Consider the following 19,400-nt stretch of genomic DNA (forward strand, 5'->3'; position numbering starts at 1 on the left):
TAAAAATACAAAAAATACGAATAAACATTCACTGAGGGTTGGCCGTGAAGGAACGTAGTACCGAACTGGTTCAGGGTTTTCGCCATACCGTTCCCTATATCAATGCCCACCGGGGTAAAACCTTTGTCATCATGCTGGGTGGCGAAGCGATTGAGCATGAGAACTTCTCTGGCATCGTTAATGATATCGGCCTGCTGCACAGCCTGGGCATTCGCCTCGTCGTGGTGTATGGCGCACGACCGCAGATTGATGCCAGCCTGGCTCAGCAGCAGCTGGAGCCGGTTTACCATAAGTTTACCCGGGTCACCGACGCGCAATCGCTGGAGTTAGTGAAGCAGGCCGCCGGCCGACTGCAGTTAGATATCACGGCCCGCCTCTCAATGAGTCTCAACAACACGCCGCTGCAGGGCGCGCATATCAACGTGGTCAGCGGCAACTTCATTATTTCACAGCCGCTGGGCGTGGATGATGGCGTGGATTACTGTCACAGCGGCCGTATCCGTCGTATTGATGAAGAGGCCATTCATCGTCAGCTGGATAACGATGCGATTGTGCTGATGGGCCCGGTTGCGGTTTCTGTTACCGGCGAAAGCTTTAACCTGACTTCGGAAGAAGTGGCTACCCAGCTGGCGATTAAACTCAAAGCGGAAAAAATGATCGGCTTCTGCTCTGAGCAGGGCGTGCTGAACAGCGAAGGTGAAATCATCTCCGAGCTTTTCCCGAATGATGCGCAGGCCCGTATCGATGAGATTGAAAAGGAAGGCGATTATCTTTCCGGGACCGTTCGCTTCCTGCGTGGGGCGGTGAAAGCCTGCCGCAGTGGTGTACGCCGCAGCCATTTAATCAGTTATCAGGAAGATGGCGCGCTGTTGCAGGAGCTCTTCTCACGCGACGGTATCGGTACCCAGATCGTTATGGAGTCGGCAGAGCAGATCCGTCGCGCCAATATCAATGATATCGGCGGCATCCTCGAACTGATCCGTCCGCTGGAGCAGCAGGGTATTCTGGTGCGTCGCTCGCGCGAGCAGCTGGAAATGGAAATTGATAAGTTCACCATCATTCAGCGCGATAATCTGACCATCGCCTGTGCAGCACTCTATCCATTTATGGATGAGAAGATTGGCGAAATGGCCTGTGTGGCGGTTCATCCTGACTATCGCAGCTCTTCACGCGGTGAGATGTTGCTGCAGCGCGTGGCACTTCAGGCACGCCAGATGGGGCTGGAAAAACTGTTTGTGTTAACCACCCGCAGCATCCACTGGTTCCAGGAACGCGGCTTTACGCCGGTAGATATTGAGTCGCTGCCCGAGAGTAAAAAAGAGATGTATAACTATCAGCGCCGTTCAAAAGTGTTGATGGCCGATCTCACCTGATTCAATCCGTAAGGGACAAGCCCCCCCGCGTGGGCTGTCCCCTCTCTTCTCAGCCGGTTTCTCCCAGTCGCTCCACCAGACCGCTGCGTCGCTGCGTTTGCAGCTGCACGGCACGCTGAAATACGCCGGGTTCGCTGTAGATGGTCAGTTGCCGCCGTGCACGTGTAATCGCGGTATAGACCAGTTCACGGGTCAGCACCGGCAGAAACTGCGTGGGCATCACCAGCGCGGTATGATCAAACTCCGAGCCCTGTGATTTGTGCACCGTCATCGCCCAGGCCGTTTCATGTGAGGGTAACCGGCTCGGCTGAATCGCCTTGATCGATCCATCCGGCAGCGGGAAAAAGACCTTCAGGTTGCCCTCTTCATCGCGCATCGTCATGCCGATATCGCCATTAAACAGGCCGAGCGCGCTGTCATTTCGGGTGATCATCACCGGACGCCCTTCATACCAGCGGCTGCCCATGCCAGGACGACGGATGCGCTGCAGCTGCATCAGTCGCTGCTCAATACGCTGGTTCAGACCCTGCACGCCAAATGGCCCGTCACGTAATGCACACAGCAGCTGATAACGGCCAAAAGCGGCAATCACTTCTGCGGGCGACGACTGCTGTCTGATCAACTGCAGGAAGGGCTGATAACCCTGGGCTACCTCATCCAGCATCGCCTGATAAGCGTCAGCGCTGTTCAGCGGCTGGTAACTAATATCCTCATAAGCCGCAGCAAACACCGCCCTGACCTGCTCTGCATCGCCACGATTGATCGCTTTTGCCAGCTGGCCGATGCCTGATGAGTCATCAAAACGATAACTCTTCTGCAGCAGACAGATACTGTCGCGGACTGCGGGTGCCTGCACATCGTCACTGCCCTGCAGTGTGCAGCCGGTCAGCAGCGCGAGCTGTTCAGCCCGCGCCAGGCTGTAGCCGCTTTCGGTGCAGCGGCAGATGTCGCCCAGCACCGCACCGGCTTCGACCGAGGCCAGCTGATCGCGATCGCCCAGAAACACGACGCGGGCATGGGCAGGCAGCGCGGCGATCAGTTTTGCCATCATTGAGAGATCGACCATCGACGCTTCATCAACCACCAGCACATCAAGGTGCAGTGGGTTACCGGCATGGTAGCGCAGCCGCTGAGTGTCGGGCTGTGCGCCCAGCAGGCGATGCAGCGTGGTGGCTTCGGCAGGAAAACGCCGGCGTTCTTCGTCGCTGACCGCCAGTTCCTGCAGTGCACTGCCCAGTGACTCGGTCAGTCGCGCGGCGGCTTTGCCGGTCGGTGCCGCCAGCTGAATCCGCAGTGCACCGGGATTCAGGCGAATCAGGGCAGCGAGGAGTTTCGCCACTGTGGTGGTTTTACCGGTACCCGGCCCGCCGGAAATAACCGCAGTCTTGCGGGTCAGCGCCACGGCCGCCGCAATTTTCTGCCAGTTCTCCGGCTGGTCGTCAAACAGGCTGTTCAGCACGTCGCCTGCAGCATGCATATCAAACGCAGTTTTTACTTCCTGCGCAGCGAAGAAGTCGGCGACCCGGCCTTCGCTTTGCCACAGCCGATGCAGATATAAACGCTGGTTGCTCAGCACCAGCGGCGTAACCAGGCTGCCATCACTGACAGCCGACCAGTCAGCAAAGCGTGCTGTCCAGTCTTGCGGCGCACCAGCAGCGTGCCAGATCGCCTGAGCCAGCGCAGGCTGGCGACCAGCGAACAGATTCGCTTCGCAGAGGTTGCTCAGCGGTAAACAGACGTGCCCCTCACCCGCGTCAGCGCTGACGCAGGCAGCAGCGAGCAGCAGCCCAGGCTGTGATTCCGGGGCCACCAGTTGGGCAAACTGTATATCCAGCGGTCGCAGGAGACGCTTCTCTACCGCCTGCAGCAGCAGACTCAGCATGTCACTCATAACATCTCCCCGGTTTCACCAAACAGTGCATCAATTTCTTCCACAAAGGCTTCAGCAGGTCGGGTGGCGAAAATGCCGTTGTCCGGCGAGCTGCCATCCATCCCGCGCAAAAACAGATAAAACACCCCACCAAAGTGACGCTGATAGTCGTAGTCCGGCAAACGATGCTGCAGATAGCGATGCAGCGCCAGCGTATAGAGCTGATACTGCAGATCGTAGCGGTGGCCGATCATCGCCTGCGCCATCGCCTCTGGCGTGTAAGCGGCGTGGCTATCCCCCAGCCAGTTCGATTTGTAATCGAGCAGATAATATTTTCCCTGCCAGCGGAAGACCAGATCGATAAAGCCCTTCAGCATGCCCCGCACCTGACGAAAATCCAGGGGGGCGGCCTGCTGAGAGAGACTGTCGTGCCGGCGCAGCAGAGCGTCAAGATCCGCCGCGGTCAGCAGATTGTTGATCGGCAGATAGAACTCCATCTCGATCAGGCGTTCGCTGCTTTTTATCGCCGACAGCCTCAGCCCCTCAGCATTGAGCGGCGTATGTAAGACCCGGTCAATCCACTGTTCCAGAACCGGCAACCAGGTCAGCGGATAGCCATTATGCTGCAGCTGATCTTCCAGCCAGACGCTGTCCGGCGGTTCGGTAAAGTCGATCGACTCAAACAGACCGTGCAAAAACGTACCGGGTGCCGCTCCGCGCGGAAAGTGGTGGGGTGTCAATGCAGCCTCTTCACCCTTCTCTTCTTCGCCCGCTGCATCAATATCAAAATTGGGCATCGCATCCAGCAGCGGCGAGCTGTGATGCTGTTGCAGGCCTGAATAACTGGTTACCCGCCAGACGTCAGCCAGCGCGCGCGTAATGTCGCGACTGCTTAAAACCTCATCGCCCTGCTGCGCATCCTGCCACATTTCTCCCGGCAGCAGAGCCTCTTCAACCAGCGCAATCCCTTCACCGGTTAACGCATTCAATCGCTGACTGAGCTGCTGCGCATCCGCCGCCTCACCCTGCTGCACCAGGTAGCCCAGCGCGCTCTTGTGCAGATCGCTTTCGCCCTCTTTTTTGCGGGTGCCTTTGATCAGTGGCGCAATGCCGACGCTGCAGTGATAGACCGAACGGGTCAGCGCCACGTAGAGCAGACGCAGATCCTCCGCCAGGCGCTCCTCTTCGGCCAGCGCCAGACTTTGTGCATCACCCTGCACATCCAGCAGTGCCGTGAAGGTGTCGCGATCGTGATAAAGCGCGCTGGCCGCCTCGCGGAACCCGGCAGCAAATGGCAGCCAGACCAGCGGATATTGCAGTCCTTTCGATTTATGGATGGTGATGATCTGCACCAGATGGCGGTCGCTTTCCAGACGCAGCTGCTGGCTGGAGGCCTGGCTGTTTGGCCGGGCAATCTGCTGCGCCAGGAAGCGCACCAGGGCGTGCGGACTCTCCAGCTGCACCGAAGCCTCCTGCAGCAGTTCACCCAGATGCATCAGGTCAGTCAGGCGACGTTCACCGTTCTCCGAGGCCAGCATATTCTCCGCCAGTTGCCGCCTGATCATCACATCACGCAGCATCGGTAACACGCCGCGCTGATGCCACAGCTGCTGCCAGACGGCAAACTGCTCCACCAGCGCATCCCACTCGCGTTCATTCTGTGTCAGCGCGTCGAGCGTTGCTGCATCAATAGCAAAGATTGAGGTCGCCAGCGCGCTGCGCAGCAGACGTTCCTGCTCAGGTGCCTGTATCGCCTGCAGTAACCAGAGCAGTTCGCGCGCTTCCGGCGTGGTGTAGACGCTGTCCCGGCTGGAGAGATAGACCGAAGGAATCGACAGCGCATTCAGCGCGTCGCGGATTAAACCGGCCTCATTACGACTGCGCACCAGCACGGTGATATCGGAAGCCCGCACCGGCTGCAGCGCCTCGCCTTTGCCCAGGCGGGCGCGCCCCTGCTGTCCGGCCACCAGCCAGCAGCTGATATCGGCCGCACACTGCTGTGCCATAAACTGCTGGTAATCGCTGTTACCCACGCCCTCGCCAGGCTGCAGCCAGAACCGTAACGCCGGTTGCTGCTGCTCGTCAAAAATCAGTTTCAGCGACTGATTGGGCGCAGCAGGCTTAACTGGCTGAAAGGGGATCGCCGAGAACAAAAAAGGCGAATCGAGCTGAGAAAAGAGGCGGTTGACGCTCCCGACCATCTCAGGTGATGAACGCCAGTTGGTATCGAGCGTGTAGTGAGCGCTGACTTCGTTTCTGGCCCGCAGATAGGTAAAAATATCCGCACCGCGAAACGCATAGATCGCCTGCTTAGGATCGCCGATCAGAAACAGTGCCTGTTCAGGCTGATTAATATAGAGCGTGCGGAAGATGCGGTACTGCTGCGGATCGGTATCCTGGAATTCATCAATAAGGGCCACCGGGTAACGCGCCCGGATGGTTTCTGCCAGCAAAACGCCACCTGGCTGCTGCAGCGCTTCATCCAGTTTACTGAGCAGATCGTCGAAGCCTAACAGTGCACGTAACCGTTTCTCGCGCTGCACCGTGGCGCGCACATCGGTCAGCGCCTGCGCAATGATGACATCCCGCAGCGACAGCGGTTCTGCCAGAAACTGATCGATCGCCTCAAAAAGCGAATGACGCGGCGCTTCACCCTTTTTAGTTTTCTCCTCCAGCACCTGCTGTCCAAAGCGCTCCAGCTCTTTGGGCAGCTGATAATCCAGCGTGTCGCTGCTGGCCCACTGCGTGACGCGGGCGACCCAGTTGGGCAGATGTTTACTGCTGTAGCTGCGCTTATCAACGCCAGATGCAGTGATAATGCCCTCAACATCGGCGCTGAGCGCCTGCCACTGCTGCTTGATGGCCTCGATGCGCGCCAGATTGCGTGCGTGCCGTGATGCCAGCGTCTCATCGGCGGCAGGCGGACGTTTCAGCCCCGGCGACTCCCCCTGCAGCCAGGGGCGCAGCGTGGTCAGCAGGCTGTCCGGCCCGCTCCACTCTGCGGCGATGATCCGTGCCACATCCAGACTCAGTGGATAGCACTGACGACGCCAGAAATCGGCGGCCGACTGCTTCAGCAGCGCCTGCTCATCTTCAATCAACTCCTGCTCGAACAGCATGCCCGACTCAAAGGCATTGAGATTCAGCATCCGCTGACAGAAGCCGTGAATGGTAAAAATGGCGGCTTCATCCATCTGCCGCTCGGCAGCCAGCAGCTGCGCGGCGGCCTGAGCCAGATCAGGCATCTGCTCCAGCAGTAACTGGTGCATCGGATTGCTGCTTTTGCCGCGGATACAGGCCAGACGTAGCTGATGAATATTCTCGCGGATGCGCCCGCGCAATTCGGCGGTCGCGGCCTCGGTAAAGGTCACGACTAAAATTTCTTCGACAGAGAGCGGCCGGCTGTAGGCGTTTTCACCGCCCAGCCCCAGCAGCAGGCGCAGATAGAGCAGACCAATGGTAAAGGTTTTTCCGGTGCCCGCTGACGCCTCAATCAGCCGCTCGCCTCTGAGCGGCAGCGTTAAAGGATTCAGCGATACGGGAGGTAACTGCGTCATTGGGTCTCACTCTTTACCGGCAGCGACTGCTGCAGTTGTGCCACTTCACTCCAGGTTTTCCAGCTAGGCTGACGGGCAAACTCAACTTTGCCATTGCCGGTGCCTGCAATCTGCGAGGTCATCACCATGCCCTTATGTTCGATCACGGCCTGCCGGAAAAAGTCTGCCAGGCTCGCCGGGGTTAACCGCTGAACCTGCTCTGTCATTTTTTGCCGGGTATCAAATTGATCATTCTGCCGATCAAAGTCGCGGCTAAAGCGATCCGCTTCCTCAAAGAGCGTCTGAGGACGCTGCTGCAAATCATTGATCATCGCCTGCTGATACTGGGCAAAGTCTGCCTGGCTCATACTGCGCAGACGTTTTTCCGCCTGCGGGTAGAAGGCCTGATAGCGCTGCAACAGCCAGCCCGGTTGTTTGCTGTTACTTTGCAGCAGGAAGCCGATCCCCCACTGGCGACCCACAGGCATCTGGAAGGCAAAAACCGCGTAGCCGAGCTGCTCTTTGGTCCGCAGCTGATTGTAGAACCACGGCTGCACAATCTGGCTCAGCATGGAGCTGTGCGCCATGCTCTGATATTCACTGTATCCCAGTGGAACATAGAGCGCGGCAAGGGCGGAGTCGGTGCTGCTGCCTTTTTGTTGCAGGTTGGCTTTCAGCGGTTTTTTAATCGAGACATACTGACTATGCCAGTCGCGGGTCGAATGACTCTGCATCTGCTGTTTGAGCTCATGCCCCAGCTGCGTCACGCTGTCAGCACTGAGGTTGCCCACTACCAGCATCTCCGGCGTCGCGTCGCGGAACAGCGTATCGCGATAGTCAGTGACATCCTTAAGTGAGAGTGTGCTTACCAGCTTGCGGCGAGCCTCGCGCTGGGTATATGGCAGCTGCGACAGCAGTTGCATTGGCTGAATCGCCTGTTCAAACGCTTTGCCCTTTTCCGCCGCGTCCAGCCGCTCCAGATACCAGGATTTCGCCTGCTCCAGCTGCTGTTCTGTCGGCTGGAAAGTGGCGTAACCTTCCACCAGTTTCTTCAGCAGGGTCGGCAGACGCTGAGTGAAGCCGTTGGCGCTGAATACCAGCCCTTCATCTTCACCCGTTGAGAAGCTGATGCCGCCCACTGAAGCCTGTGAATTAAGCTCGTCCAGCGCCAGGCTGGAAAGGTAGTCATTCAGGCCAAACAGCACCTGCTGACGGGCATCACTGATGGTGTGCTTATTGCGTAACGCCAGGGTGATCGCCGCTTTTGGCTCGCTGGCGTAATAACGACTGGGCATCCAGTAAATACGCATATCATCCTGGTTATCCAGTCTCACCGGATGCTGATACGTTTTGCCGTCTGACGGTAACAGGGTGAAGTCGTCCGGGATATAGGGGTTTAGCACGGGCATCGCCAGCGTAATCTGGCTGGCGCGCTGCTGCCAGTCTGCAAAGGTTTGTGGAGTGATCTTCTCAACCTGATAAGGCGCATCCACAAAATAGGCTTTTTTGTTGTGCGGCTCCTGCGGACTGATGTACCAGATACGCGCATGCTGCGGGGTCATCTCTTTCAGCCGGGCATTAATCGCGGCGGCATCGTACTGATCCGCCAGATAAGGTGCATCCAGCGTATGTTCAACCGGTACGCGCAGCATGGTGTCGGCCAGCCATTCAATGTAATCCATATCGCGGGTAATTGAGGGATAGCGGAAGTCGAGCGCCAGCACATGCGAAACTTCATCGAAATAGCGCTTATCATCCCCCTGCTGACGCAGAAGATTGATGTAGCTGAATATCGCCGCCACGACCTGGTCGCGCTGCGCCAGACCTTTATCAGTCAGTGACGCGGTAATCGCAAACACGCCGCTGTTACGCTCGGTCATCGGGTCAGCGCCCGCATTCACCCCGTCGGCCAGCCCCTGTTTTTGCAACCAGTCAGTCAGCGTGTTTTTGCTGCGGTTACTGATTAAATAGCTGATCAGCGTGTCGGTTTTACTGCGGAACCGATCGCTGTTGTTGGCAATGCGGAATTCAATTTTGAGCTGCTTGCGCGGCTGGGCCGGAACGTAATGGATGATGATGCCCTGCTGCGCATCGGTCACCACCGGCACCGTAATCTCCGGCACGCTGGCGTCATGATTTTGCACCCGGCCAAAGGTTTTAGCCGCAATCGACGCCATCTCCGGCAGCGGTTTGTTGCTGTAGATCACCGCTTTCATCAGATTGGCGGAGTAATGCGTATGATAAAAGTCCTGCAGCGCCTGGTGCAGTTTGCTGCCTGGCTTATCTTTCAGGGTCTCAAGATTGCCGCCCGAAAAACGTGACGCCGGATGCGCCGGGTTCAGGGTTTCTGCGCCGACCTGGGCCATACGCAGGCCATCGCGCGAGCGCGCCATGGTCAGCTCGGCATTCACGGCGTGGCGCTCGCGGTCAGCGTTAACCGGATCCAGCAGCGGCTCAGCCACCGCATCCGCCAGGCGATCAACCGCCGGTTCCAGCGCGTCATTTTCCACTTCCAGATAAAAGGCGGTGCGGTAAGAGGCTGTGCTGGCGTTGTGGCTGCCGCCATGCTTTTTCAGGAATTCGGCCAGGTTATCGGGCTGCGGGTAGTGCTTTGAACCCATCAGCACCATATGCTCAAGGTAGTGCGCCAGTCCCGCCTGCTGATCGGGATCGTCCAGCGATCCTATCGGCAGCGTCAGCGCCGCCAGCGATTTCGGTGCCACAGGATCGGAAACCAGTAACACCGTCATCCCATTATCGAGCCGGATAGCCTGATAGTGGCGGGGATCCTGTTCACTTTTGCGAATGGTGTCGTTAACCGGCTGCCAGCCTGATGATGCCTGCTCCTGCGCCTGCGCTGTGCAAGCCATCAGGCTTAACATTAGCGCCGCTATCCAGCGTGCGTGTACCCGCATGTAAACCCCTCTCGTTTCCCGATAAACCGCCAATGTCGGACGCGGCGGCTCAAAGCAGAGCAAAATTTTTGTGTAATGAGTCAGTCAGCAAAAACGCCTTCTGATCGGCTATTCATCATCCTGATGTGCAGCCAGCACCGGTAAATACCAGCGCTGTGCCGCCTCAGTTATCTGCTGTAGTTGTGGCTCATCCAGCACCCGGCAAAGACGTTGCAGATAGGGATCGCTGCCTTCACCCTCAACCTGATAGCTGCCTGACCAGGCCGTCAGCAGGCGATTACGCGCCTTAAGCTGGGTTGCCTCATCGGTCAGTAACTGCTGACTTTTTTTGTCGTAGCTGGCGGTCAGCCATGCGCCGCCACTTTTGTTAAGCAGCATCAGCGGCTGACGCATACCCGCGAGATACCCCGTGACATACTCATTCAGCGCAGCAATCGCCTCTGCCTGCGGCACGGCAAGGAAGCACCAGCGGCTCTGCTGCCGGCCAAACATCCGGCTGCTGCCGGTGCCGCCCAGCGCGCAGTAGACCAGATGTTCCAGCCAGAGTAGCAGTCCGTCGTTCATGTTGAGTACGCCAGGCCGCCAGCGCAGCAATCCATCACTCTGAACCTGCGTCAGCCACCCGGTTAAGCTGACCTGCTCCAGTTGCAGATTCACTTCCCAGCTCTCGCCGTCGCTGCGCTGGGTGACCACTTCTGCCGCCACTTCCTGCATCTCATCGCGCTGCGCCTGCCAGAACAGCTCACCGAACGCGCCATAAGGCAGATTACCGGCCGCACGATGGTGCGCATAAAGCCGCTGAGTATCCTCGCCTTCGACCAGCGCATTCAGCAACTGCGCGTTGATCTGATAACGCTCAAGGTTGTCGAGCGCAAACGGCTCGCTGTCGGGCAGTTCGTTCTCCTCCAGCCAGAAACTCACGCCAAGCCGCTGGTGGAACCAGGCACGGACCGGATGTCGCCAGAAGCGCAGGAACGCCTCCAGCGTGAGCGCATCAATTAACGGCGCCTCCAGCGGCTGCACAAAATCGGGCTGGGGCTGCCCCGCACCCCGCGCGGCAGGCAACCACTCACGGGCGAAACTTTGCAGTCTGGCAGCAGGCTGGAAGTTTTCGGCAGCAAACGGCATCCGGCTGTGCAGGTGCTGCAGGTGCATCCGCACCCGTTCGGCACTCTCATCCAGTTCAAGATGGCCATCACCGTCCAGATAAAAACTCTGTCCAATGTAATCCAGCAGTTCTGTGACCAGCACCGAGGGGTAGCGTTCCGTATTATCCTGAATCGCCCGGCCGATATAACTGATGTAGAGCTGCTGCTGCGCCGAGATCATCGCCTCCAGGAAGAGATAGCGGTCATCATCGCGGCGACTGCGGTCGCCTTTGCGGGACTGCTGCTGCATCAGATCAAAACCTAACGGCGCTAAGGTCCGTGGATAGACGCCGTCGTTCATGCCCAGCAAACAGACCAGCTGAAAAGGAATGGAGCGCATCGGCATCAGGGTACAGAAGTTAATCTGCCCCGCCAGGAAACGCTGACTGATGCGCTGTTGATCAAGCCGGCTACGCAGATCATCACGCAACAGCGCCACCGGAATCGCCTCTTCAAACCGCGCATCCATGCCATATTCAATCAATTGCTGCCACTGCTCTTCCACCAGCAGCAAGGCGGCCTCGGTTTCTGCATCGGGGCTGAAAAAGGCATTGAGCAGTTCCCGGCACATGGGCAGCCAGGCCGCCAGTTGCCGGGGTTCGGCAAGCAGCTGCCGCCAGTGATTAAGCCGGGAGAGCAGCTCAGCCAGATGTCCCGCCAGCTCCCCCACCAGACCACCCGACTCGTCATAAGGCAGAATTCCTTCCCAGTCACCGTTGTGGCTCTCCATCGCATAACCCAACAGCATACGCTGCAGGCCAAAGCGCCAGGTGTGCTGGCCGGTAACCGGAAGTGACAGGGCTTCTACGCTGGCATCATCCAGCCCCCAGCGTACCCCCGATTCGCTGACCCAGCGCCGCAGTAAACGCAGGCCGCTTTCATCAATGGCGAAGTGGGAAGCCAGCGCCGGGACATCGAGCAGCGCCAGCACATCCTCCGAGACAAAACGGCTGTCCGGCAGTGCCAGCAGATGCAAAAACGCCACAATGGCCGGATGAGCCTGACTGGCACGGCGATCTGAAATCGCAAACGGCAGATAGCGATCGGCAGGTGCATTGGCGAAAACCGCCTGAATAAAAGGGGCGTAGGCGTCGATATCCGCCACCATGACGATGATGTCACGTGCTTTCAGCGTCGGATCGGCCTCCATCATTGCCAGCAGATGATCCTGCAACACTTCAACTTCGCGCTGGGCACTGTGGCAGACCTGCACCGCAATTGACCGATCCTCCGGATCCAGGCAGCGCTTCTGATCGCTGTGTGCCAGTTCCGCCGCATTCAGTCCGATGATGGCGTTATCCTGCAGATTGAGAAGATCGTGCTGCATACAGTGCAGCAGGTTGTCCGGCTCCACATCGACAAAAGCATCGATGTCGTCGTTTGACTCCATCTGACTGAGCAGAAACAGGTTGTCACGCCCCAGCTTGCCCCAGGAGGCGAGCAAAGGGTTGGTCAGTTGCTGTTCACCAGCGTCGTTAAACAGCGCCGGTGCCTGCTCTGCATCCCGGAAGAGTCCGCGTGATTCATCAGCACCATGGCGTCGGCGCTGACGACTTTGCAGTTTCGCCAGAAACGCATAATCCTGAATATCGCCCCAGTAATCGCGGCAGGGATTGGTGAACAGCAGATGGATGTCGATGTGACGTCCCAGCGCCTGCAACGCCTGCAGATAGACCGGCGGCAGCGCAGAGATGCCACAGATAAAGACCCGTTTGGGCAGATTTTCCGGCGTGCTTTTCGCCTGATCCAGCGTCTGGATAAATCGCGCATAGAGGTTGGCGCGGTGCCATTCAGGCTGGCGCAGGGCTTGGGTATAACTCACCAGATCACGCCACAGGGCAGCCTGCCAGCGCTGCGCCTCGCCCAGCCCCTCAATGGTTTCGCCGCGCTCCCAGCTGTTGAGCCAGTCGGCACGATAGACCAGATACTGGTCGAACAGATCGGCCACACGTGAGCTGAGCTGAAACAGTTTACGCTTGTCGCCGTCGTCATGGAGATAGTGGCGTAAAGAGGTAAACTCTTCATGCTTCAGCATCTCCGGCAGCCGGTGCATCAGCTTCCAGCCCATGCTGGCCTTACTGAAAGCACTTTCTACCGGGATATCGGGCAGTACGCGGACGAACATCTCCCAGATAAAACTGGCAGGCAGCGGGAATTCGATATTGGCAGCAATACCAAAGGTTTGCGCCAGCTCCATCTGCAGCCACTGCGCCATACCCGGACTCTGCACCAGCACCATTTCTGAGGCGAAAGGATCATCAAGAGGGTCATGTTTAATCACCGCAGCAGCCAGAATCTTCAGCACATCAAGCTGATTTGAGTGATAAACGTGAAACATGAAAACTCCTGTGATAACTCAGAACGTGACTGCGGTATTGCGGCTCTGTCACTTTACCGCGTATCGCGGTTGAAACCCATCAAAAGGGCGACCGGGAAGAGTTAACATCGCAGCCGCGTCAGGGTGGCACGGCGCTGATAAGGTCCCGTCACGTCAGCCCGATCCAGGGTGCAGCCTGAAGGACCGCTCTGCTGTTGCAGTATTGAAGTCCAGCCGGGACTCTCATGTCCCATCAGTTGCTGCTCAGCCACCCGCCATGCTTCACGCTGATACCACTGCTGGCTGAATCCCAGTGCCAGTGCGCGATGATAGTGCAACAGCGTGCTGCTGCTTAATGCCATTAACAGAAGAGCAAACAACACTTCCGGCAGGCTGAATCCACCGCGCTTACTGGCAGGTGGCCGGGGGCGTGAGCGGGCAGTAATCGATCCAGCCGTGCGGCAACGCGGTAATCTGATTGCCCCGTAACCGCACCCACTGCCAGACTGCCATGCCACTGCCGCTGGCCTCCCCTTTAAGCAGACCTTCATCCTTTTCACCTCGTTGTAAACAGCTGCGCCAGCCCTGGCGATCATCCTGCTGACAGCTGGTCGCCTCACTGGCTGACCAGCTCAGGGAGAAGCCCCATTGCAGCGCAGACTGCGCCCGCCAGAAATCCTGAATAAACTGCTGCTCATCCGCCAGCAGTCGCATTCCCTGCTCAGACATCTTACGGCTGGCATGCAGCGTAAAGCTGCCAATGACCATAATCATCAACACCATGCCCAGAGCGCTGCTGCCTCGCTGCTTCACAGGTTCTCTGCCTCAATCCAGCTCTCCATCGTTTCAAGCCAGCGTCCGGCCCGTCCCTGCAGCACTAATCTGACCTGCGTGCCCTGCTGGCTGACGCTGAACTGCTCCAGCGTCATAAACGCGGGGTCGGAGAGCCGCTCCCAGCCCGCTGACTGACACTGGTCAACACCTCGCTGCATCTCAAGCTGCTGTTGTCGCAGGCGATAACCGTAATAGTCACTCTCTGCATGGCTCACCCCTTCCCATTTACCGTTGCTGTTCTCATCCCAGCGCAGCAGCAGGCAGTTCTCTCTGATTTGCAGCGCCCCACTGCCACACTCACCGTGACAATAACCGGCACGCCGCACCGCTTTTTCCAGTGTCGCCATCATCTGCTGTAACTCCTGACGCAGCTGCGCCCGTTGCATCACGCCGGCGTTCTCTGCCAGCAGCAGCGGCAGAAAACGGCCAGCACTTAACATCACGACGGCGCTGATTGCTAAGGCGATCAGCATCTCCAGCAGGCTGAATCCGGCCATTTTCAACGGCACGTCTCCTCATCCGTCATGCAGAGGCGAATACGGGCTCTTGCCGAGATAATCAGCCGCATTCGTCCGGTGCTGTTACCCAACTCAATGCTGCCCGCCCGGGCCACATTACGTCGGCCATAGAAGCCCGGTTCACCCCGGATGTCATAGAGCGCAACGCCAGCGTGCGGCGCTACGAATTGCAGCCGTTTTCGGCTATCACAGCCTGCAACGGGGCGGCTTCCGGCACCGATGCACCAGGGATCGCCAGGCCGTGACCATAAAACCAGATCGCTATTTTGCCGGTTGGCCTGGGCACGCAGCCGAAGCAGGAATCCCTGCAGTTGCTGAGCGCTGTCGCGCAGTTGCTGCCGCTGTTGCCAGCGCTGCCAGCCATGCAGCGCGGCAACGCTCAGCATGCCGGCAATCACCATCACCAGCAGCAGTTCCGGTAGGGTAAAGCCGCGTAAGTGTGCTGTTTTCATGGTGTCAGAGTGCGGGTGATGAACAGATGAAACAAGGTGCGGTTTGGCAGGCTGGAAAGCACGTCGCAGAGAATCTTCCCCAATAGCATGAATTGGCAGAAGCGTGCGAGCGTTGCCGCAGATTTACCGGTTTGCGGGCAAAAAAAAGCCCCGGCGAAGTGCCAGGGCGTTATTTTTTATCGCGAATCAGATGGCGACAGGGGCTTTGATCGCGGGATGCGGATCGTAGCCTTCAATCTCAAAATCTTCGAACTGATAGTCAAACAGCGACGCCGGTTTGCGTTTGATAACAAGTGATGGCAGCGGACGCGGTTCGCGGGTCAGCTGCAGGCGCGCCTGCTCCAGATGGTTACTGTAGAGGTGGGTATCACCGCCGGTCCAGACGAAGTCGCCCACCTGCAGATCGCACTGCTGCGCCACCATATGTACCAGCAACGCATAGCTGGCGATGTTAAACGGCAGGCCCAGGAAGATGTCGCACGAGCGCTGATAGAGCTGGCAGGAGAGTTTGCCGTCCGCCACGTAGAACTGGAAGAACGCGTGGCAAGGAGCCAGCGCCATCTCGCTCAGCTCGCCGACGTTCCAGGCAGAAACGATAATCCGGCGTGAGTCGGGATCGCGCTTCAGCTGCTCCATCACCTGGCTTAGCTGGTCAATCTCCTGGCCGCTGGCCGTTCCCCAGCTGCGCCACTGTTTGCCATACACCGGGCCGAGATCGCCATTCTCATCCGCCCACTCATCCCAGATGGAGACGTTGTTATCTTTGAGATAACCGATGTTGGTATCACCTTTCAGAAACCACAGCAGCTCATGAATAATCGAGCGGATATGACATTTCTTGGTGGTGACCAGCGGAAAACCATCCTGCAGGTTGAAACGCATCTGGTGACCAAAAATTGAAAGCGTACCGGTGCCGGTACGGTCAGCTTTTGGCGTGCCTTCGTGCAGCACATGTTGCATTAAATCCAGATACTGTTTCATTTTTCCTCGCGAAATTGTGGCTGCGGGCGACGACGATACGCCCAGATCATCATAATAATACCGGCAATAATCATTGGCACAGAGAGGATCTGTCCCATACTGATTCCGCCTTCAAACAGGCCAAGCTGGGCATCCGGCTGGCGGAAAAACTCAACGATAATACGGAAGGCGCCATAGCCAATCAGGAACAGGCCAGAGACGCTGCCCATCGGGCGTGGCTTACGAATAAACAGATTCAGGATGATAAACAGCACTATCCCTTCCAGCACCAGTTCATAGAGCTGCGAAGCATGACGCGGCAGCACGCCGTAGGTGTTGAGCAGCGCCTGGTATTGCGGATTGGTGGCGGCCAGCGCGACATCTTCGCTGCGGGAGCCAGGGAACAGCATGGCATAGCGGAAGCCCGGATCGACACGGCCCCAGAGCTCACCGTTAATGAAGTTGCCGAGACGACCGGCACCCAGACCGAACGGGATCAGCGGCGCGATGAAATCAGCCACCTGGAAGAAATTACGTCGGGTGCGGCGGGCAAAGACCAGCATGACGACAATCACCCCGATGAGGCCACCGTGGAACGACATGCCGCCATCCCAGACTTTGAACAGATAGAGTGGATTTTCCAGGAACAGCGGTAAGTTGTAGAACAGCACATAGCCGATGCGTCCACCCAGGAAGACCCCCAGGAAACCGGCATAAAGCAGGTTCTCCACTTCCTCTTTTTTCCAGCCGCTGCCCGGCTGATTGGCGCGGCGGACAGCCAGCCACATGGCGAAAACAAAGCCCACCAGATACATCAGACCGTACCAGTGAAGCGAAACCGGTCCAATCGAGAAGATCACCGGATCGAACTGCGGAAATGCAATATAGCCGTTATTCATCATTCACCGTCTATTTTTCAACCCTGAAAAGGGGGTGTTGTCAGGCACATAAATTAAGGCTGCGCATCATAGCACAGCCGGTTTTGTGAATTGTCCCGCAAATGTAAACGCGGATAACGCCCAGAGTCTGACTCGTCAGGCGTACATTGTTGCAGCCAGACTGGTCACGGACAGCGCGCAACAACCGGAGCGTACACGTAGTACGTGAGGATTACTCGCTGTGCTCGCCCCTTCAGGGCCGCCCTGACGGGCGTTCAGGTTGCTAAAGCAGCCTGTGTGAGCACTGCCCGGGGCCAGAATGGCAAATAAAATAGCCTGAAGTAGCGCTTAGCGACCGCCGCGGATTAATCCACCCAGCCCGCGACGCTCCATAAAGGTCGAGACCAGATGACGAACCTCAGTGGCGGTATGAGCATTCATCCCCTGCTCACTGAGCTGCTGCGCTTCTTCGTGATCCAGATGGCGCAGCAGGTATTTCACCCGTGGTACGTTTTTGCCGTTCATGCTGAGATGGTGATACCCCAGCCCGACCAGCAGCGCCACGCACATTGGATCGCCGGCCATTTCACCACACAGGCACAATTCCAGATTGGCCAGACGGGCTTCCTGCGCAATCGTATTCAGTGCACGCAGCATCGCCGGATGCAGCGAGTCGTAGAGATTGGCCACGCGGGTGTTGTTGCGATCCACCGCCAGCAGATACTGGGTCAGATCGTTGGTGCCAACCGAGACAAAATCGACCCGTGACGCCAGATGCGGGATCATAAACAGCATCGACGGCACTTCAATCATGATGCCGATGCGCGGCGCGGGGATCGTATAGCCCAGCATCTCTTCGACTTCGCGTCCTGCGCGATCGATCAGCTTTTTCGCTTCGTCGATCTCATCGATATGGCTGATCATCGGCAGCAGAATACTGAGGTTGCCGGATGCGGCGTTAGCACGCAGCATCGCGCGCACCTGCACCAGGAAAATTTCCGGCTGGTCAAGCGTCAGGCGGATGCCGCGCCAGCCCAGACAGGGATTCTCTTCACTGATAGGCATGTAGGGTAGCTGTTTATCTGCTCCTACATCCAGGGTACGCAGCGTCACAGGCTTGTTGTGAAACAGCTGTAACATGCCCTGATACTGTGCCACCTGCTCCTCTTCCGACGGGAAGCCGTTCTGCAGCATAAACGGGATTTCGGTGCGGTAGAGACCGATGCCATCCACCCAGTTGCCCAGCGTCTGCTCATGCTCCGGGCTTAAGCCGGCATTCAGCATCACCTGCACGCGCTCGCCACTTTTCAGCTCACCGGGCTGATCGACCACGCCTTCCGCCATTTTGCTCAGCGCATTCTCTTCGCTGATCAAACGCTGGTACTCCTGCACCAGCACCGGCTCGGGATCGATCAACAGCTCACCGCGATACCCATCGACGATAAGCAAACGTTTGTTGAGCTGATGAGGCTGGATGTCAGCGCCCATGACCGTCGGGATCCCCATCGCGCGCGTCAGAATCGCCGCATGGGAGTTGGCTGCGCCGTCACGCACCACCACGCCCGCCAGCCGCTCATGCGGCAGCTCAGCTAAAGTGGTGGCGGTCAGCTCATCGGCCACCAGCACAAAGCGTTCCGGCCAGGCATTGGTCCCGACCAGCGTATCGTCAAGGTGAAACAGCAGGCGCTGACCCAGCACCCGCAGATCGCCTGCGCGTTCACGCAGGTAGGTGTCCGTCAGGCTGGCAAACTGTTCAGCAAACTTCTCGATCACCTGTTTCACTGCCCATTCGGCGACCGATCCGCGTTCGATCTCGTCGAACAGATCTTTTTTCAGTCGGGCATCGGTTAACAGGTGAGAGTAAAGGTCGAAAATGGCCGCACTCTCTTTCTGAGCGCTGGCGCTGAAGCGTTTACTGAAGCGACGAAATTCACTGGTGGCTTCGCTCATGGCGAGCGACAGACGCTCACGTTCGCGATGAACATCCAGCGTTGAGGCAGCCGAAACCTGATCGAGCAGTGGCTGCGTCTCATCCACCCAGCCCGGTGCCACCGCCACGCCAGGCGCAGCTGCAATTGCGCGCACCCGCGTCTGCCGGAACTGACCAAATAGTTGAGCCATCTGCGACTGCGACAGCAATGCCGCCATCTGGGTGGCAAGGGTGACCAGAAACGACTCTTCGCTTTCATCAAACTGACGGTGCTCGCGCTGCTGTACCACCAGCACGCCCAGTAACTGGCGACGGCTGATAATCGGCACGCCGAGGAAGGAGCGGTAGCGCTCCTCTTTCACTGCGGGGATATATTTAAAGCTGGGATGACTCTGGGCGTCAGCAAGGTTAATCGGTTCGGCCAGACGGCCCACTAAACCGACGATCCCCTCGTCAAACGCCAGGGTCACGGTGCGGCCACGCGGTTTTTTAAGTCCGCGCGTCGCCATCAGGTAGTAGCAGTGACGATCGTGGTCGGCGAGGTAAACGGAACAGACTTCCGTATCCATCGCCAGACAGATCTCATTAACCAGGATGTCGAGTGCTTCATTGAGACGCGGCGCACTCGCCACTTTTTCTACAATTTCGCGCAACTGAGTGAGCATAAAG

General features: G+C 57.9%; 12 protein-coding genes. 1 reads left to right on the top strand and 11 read right to left on the bottom strand.

The window, feature by feature from the left end:
- Nucleotides 1-44: 44 nt before the first annotated feature.
- Entirely contained in the window at nt 45-1,373 is a 1,329-nt protein-coding gene (gene argA / locus ACMGGP_RS14165; protein WP_010248624.1) for an amino-acid N-acetyltransferase, read from the top strand.
- A gap of 49 nt (nt 1,374-1,422) precedes the next feature.
- Here argA and recD read toward each other — a convergent pair whose 3' ends face one another.
- The 11 genes from recD to ptsP all read right to left on the bottom strand — a co-directional run bounded on the left by recD (nt 1,423) and on the right by ptsP (nt 19,396).
- Nucleotides 1,423-3,264, bottom strand: coding sequence for an exodeoxyribonuclease V subunit alpha (gene recD / locus ACMGGP_RS14170; RefSeq protein WP_498798575.1), 1,842 nt, complete (start codon nt 3,262-3,264; stop codon nt 1,423-1,425).
- Nucleotides 3,261-6,800 carry an exodeoxyribonuclease V subunit beta gene (gene recB / locus ACMGGP_RS14175; RefSeq protein WP_498798576.1) on the bottom strand — a complete coding sequence of 1,180 codons (3,540 nt, stop codon included), beginning with the start codon at nt 6,798-6,800 and terminating at the stop codon, nt 3,261-3,263. The genes recD and recB overlap by 4 nt, the downstream gene beginning before the upstream one ends.
- Nucleotides 6,797-9,694, bottom strand: coding sequence for a pitrilysin (ptrA, locus tag ACMGGP_RS14180; RefSeq protein ID WP_498798577.1), 2,898 nt, complete (start codon nt 9,692-9,694; stop codon nt 6,797-6,799). Before ptrA ends, recB begins: the two co-directional genes overlap by 4 nt.
- Before the next feature lie 108 nt (nt 9,695-9,802).
- A complete protein-coding gene (gene recC / locus ACMGGP_RS14185; RefSeq protein ID WP_418796208.1) occupies nt 9,803-13,180 on the bottom strand; it encodes an exodeoxyribonuclease V subunit gamma in 3,378 nt (1,125 codons plus the stop codon).
- 101 nt (nt 13,181-13,281) lie between these two features.
- Entirely contained in the window at nt 13,282-13,542 is a 261-nt protein-coding gene (locus ACMGGP_RS14190; RefSeq protein ID WP_022623816.1) for a prepilin-type N-terminal cleavage/methylation domain-containing protein, read from the bottom strand.
- Between the two features lie 25 nt (nt 13,543-13,567).
- The gene (locus tag ACMGGP_RS14195; RefSeq protein ID WP_187493112.1) at nt 13,568-13,972 is read right to left on the bottom strand and encodes a DUF2509 family protein; all 405 of its coding nucleotides are present in this window, start codon (nt 13,970-13,972) and stop codon (nt 13,568-13,570) included.
- Nucleotides 13,969-14,502 carry a prepilin peptidase-dependent protein gene (locus ACMGGP_RS14200; protein ID WP_498798578.1) on the bottom strand — a complete coding sequence of 178 codons (534 nt, stop codon included), beginning with the start codon at nt 14,500-14,502 and terminating at the stop codon, nt 13,969-13,971. Before ACMGGP_RS14200 ends, ACMGGP_RS14195 begins: the two co-directional genes overlap by 4 nt.
- The gene (locus ACMGGP_RS14205) at nt 14,493-14,963 is read right to left on the bottom strand and encodes a prepilin-type N-terminal cleavage/methylation domain-containing protein (RefSeq protein WP_115758843.1); all 471 of its coding nucleotides are present in this window, start codon (nt 14,961-14,963) and stop codon (nt 14,493-14,495) included. The genes ACMGGP_RS14200 and ACMGGP_RS14205 overlap by 10 nt, the downstream gene beginning before the upstream one ends.
- A gap of 186 nt (nt 14,964-15,149) precedes the next feature.
- Nucleotides 15,150-15,944 carry a thymidylate synthase gene (thyA, locus tag ACMGGP_RS14210; RefSeq protein ID WP_033772525.1) on the bottom strand — a complete coding sequence of 265 codons (795 nt, stop codon included), beginning with the start codon at nt 15,942-15,944 and terminating at the stop codon, nt 15,150-15,152.
- Nucleotides 15,941-16,825, bottom strand: coding sequence for a prolipoprotein diacylglyceryl transferase (gene lgt, locus ACMGGP_RS14215; protein WP_498798579.1), 885 nt, complete (start codon nt 16,823-16,825; stop codon nt 15,941-15,943). The genes thyA and lgt overlap by 4 nt, the downstream gene beginning before the upstream one ends.
- A gap of 324 nt (nt 16,826-17,149) precedes the next feature.
- On the bottom strand, nt 17,150-19,396 hold the full coding sequence (gene ptsP, locus ACMGGP_RS14220) for a phosphoenolpyruvate--protein phosphotransferase (RefSeq protein WP_010248647.1): 2,247 nt from the start codon (nt 19,394-19,396) through the stop codon (nt 17,150-17,152).
- Nucleotides 19,397-19,400: the final 4 nt, after the last annotated feature.

It is taken from the genome of Curtobacterium sp. BNK-1, from assembly GCF_048685235.1.
Lineage (GTDB): Bacteria > Pseudomonadota > Gammaproteobacteria > Enterobacterales > Enterobacteriaceae > Pantoea > Pantoea agglomerans.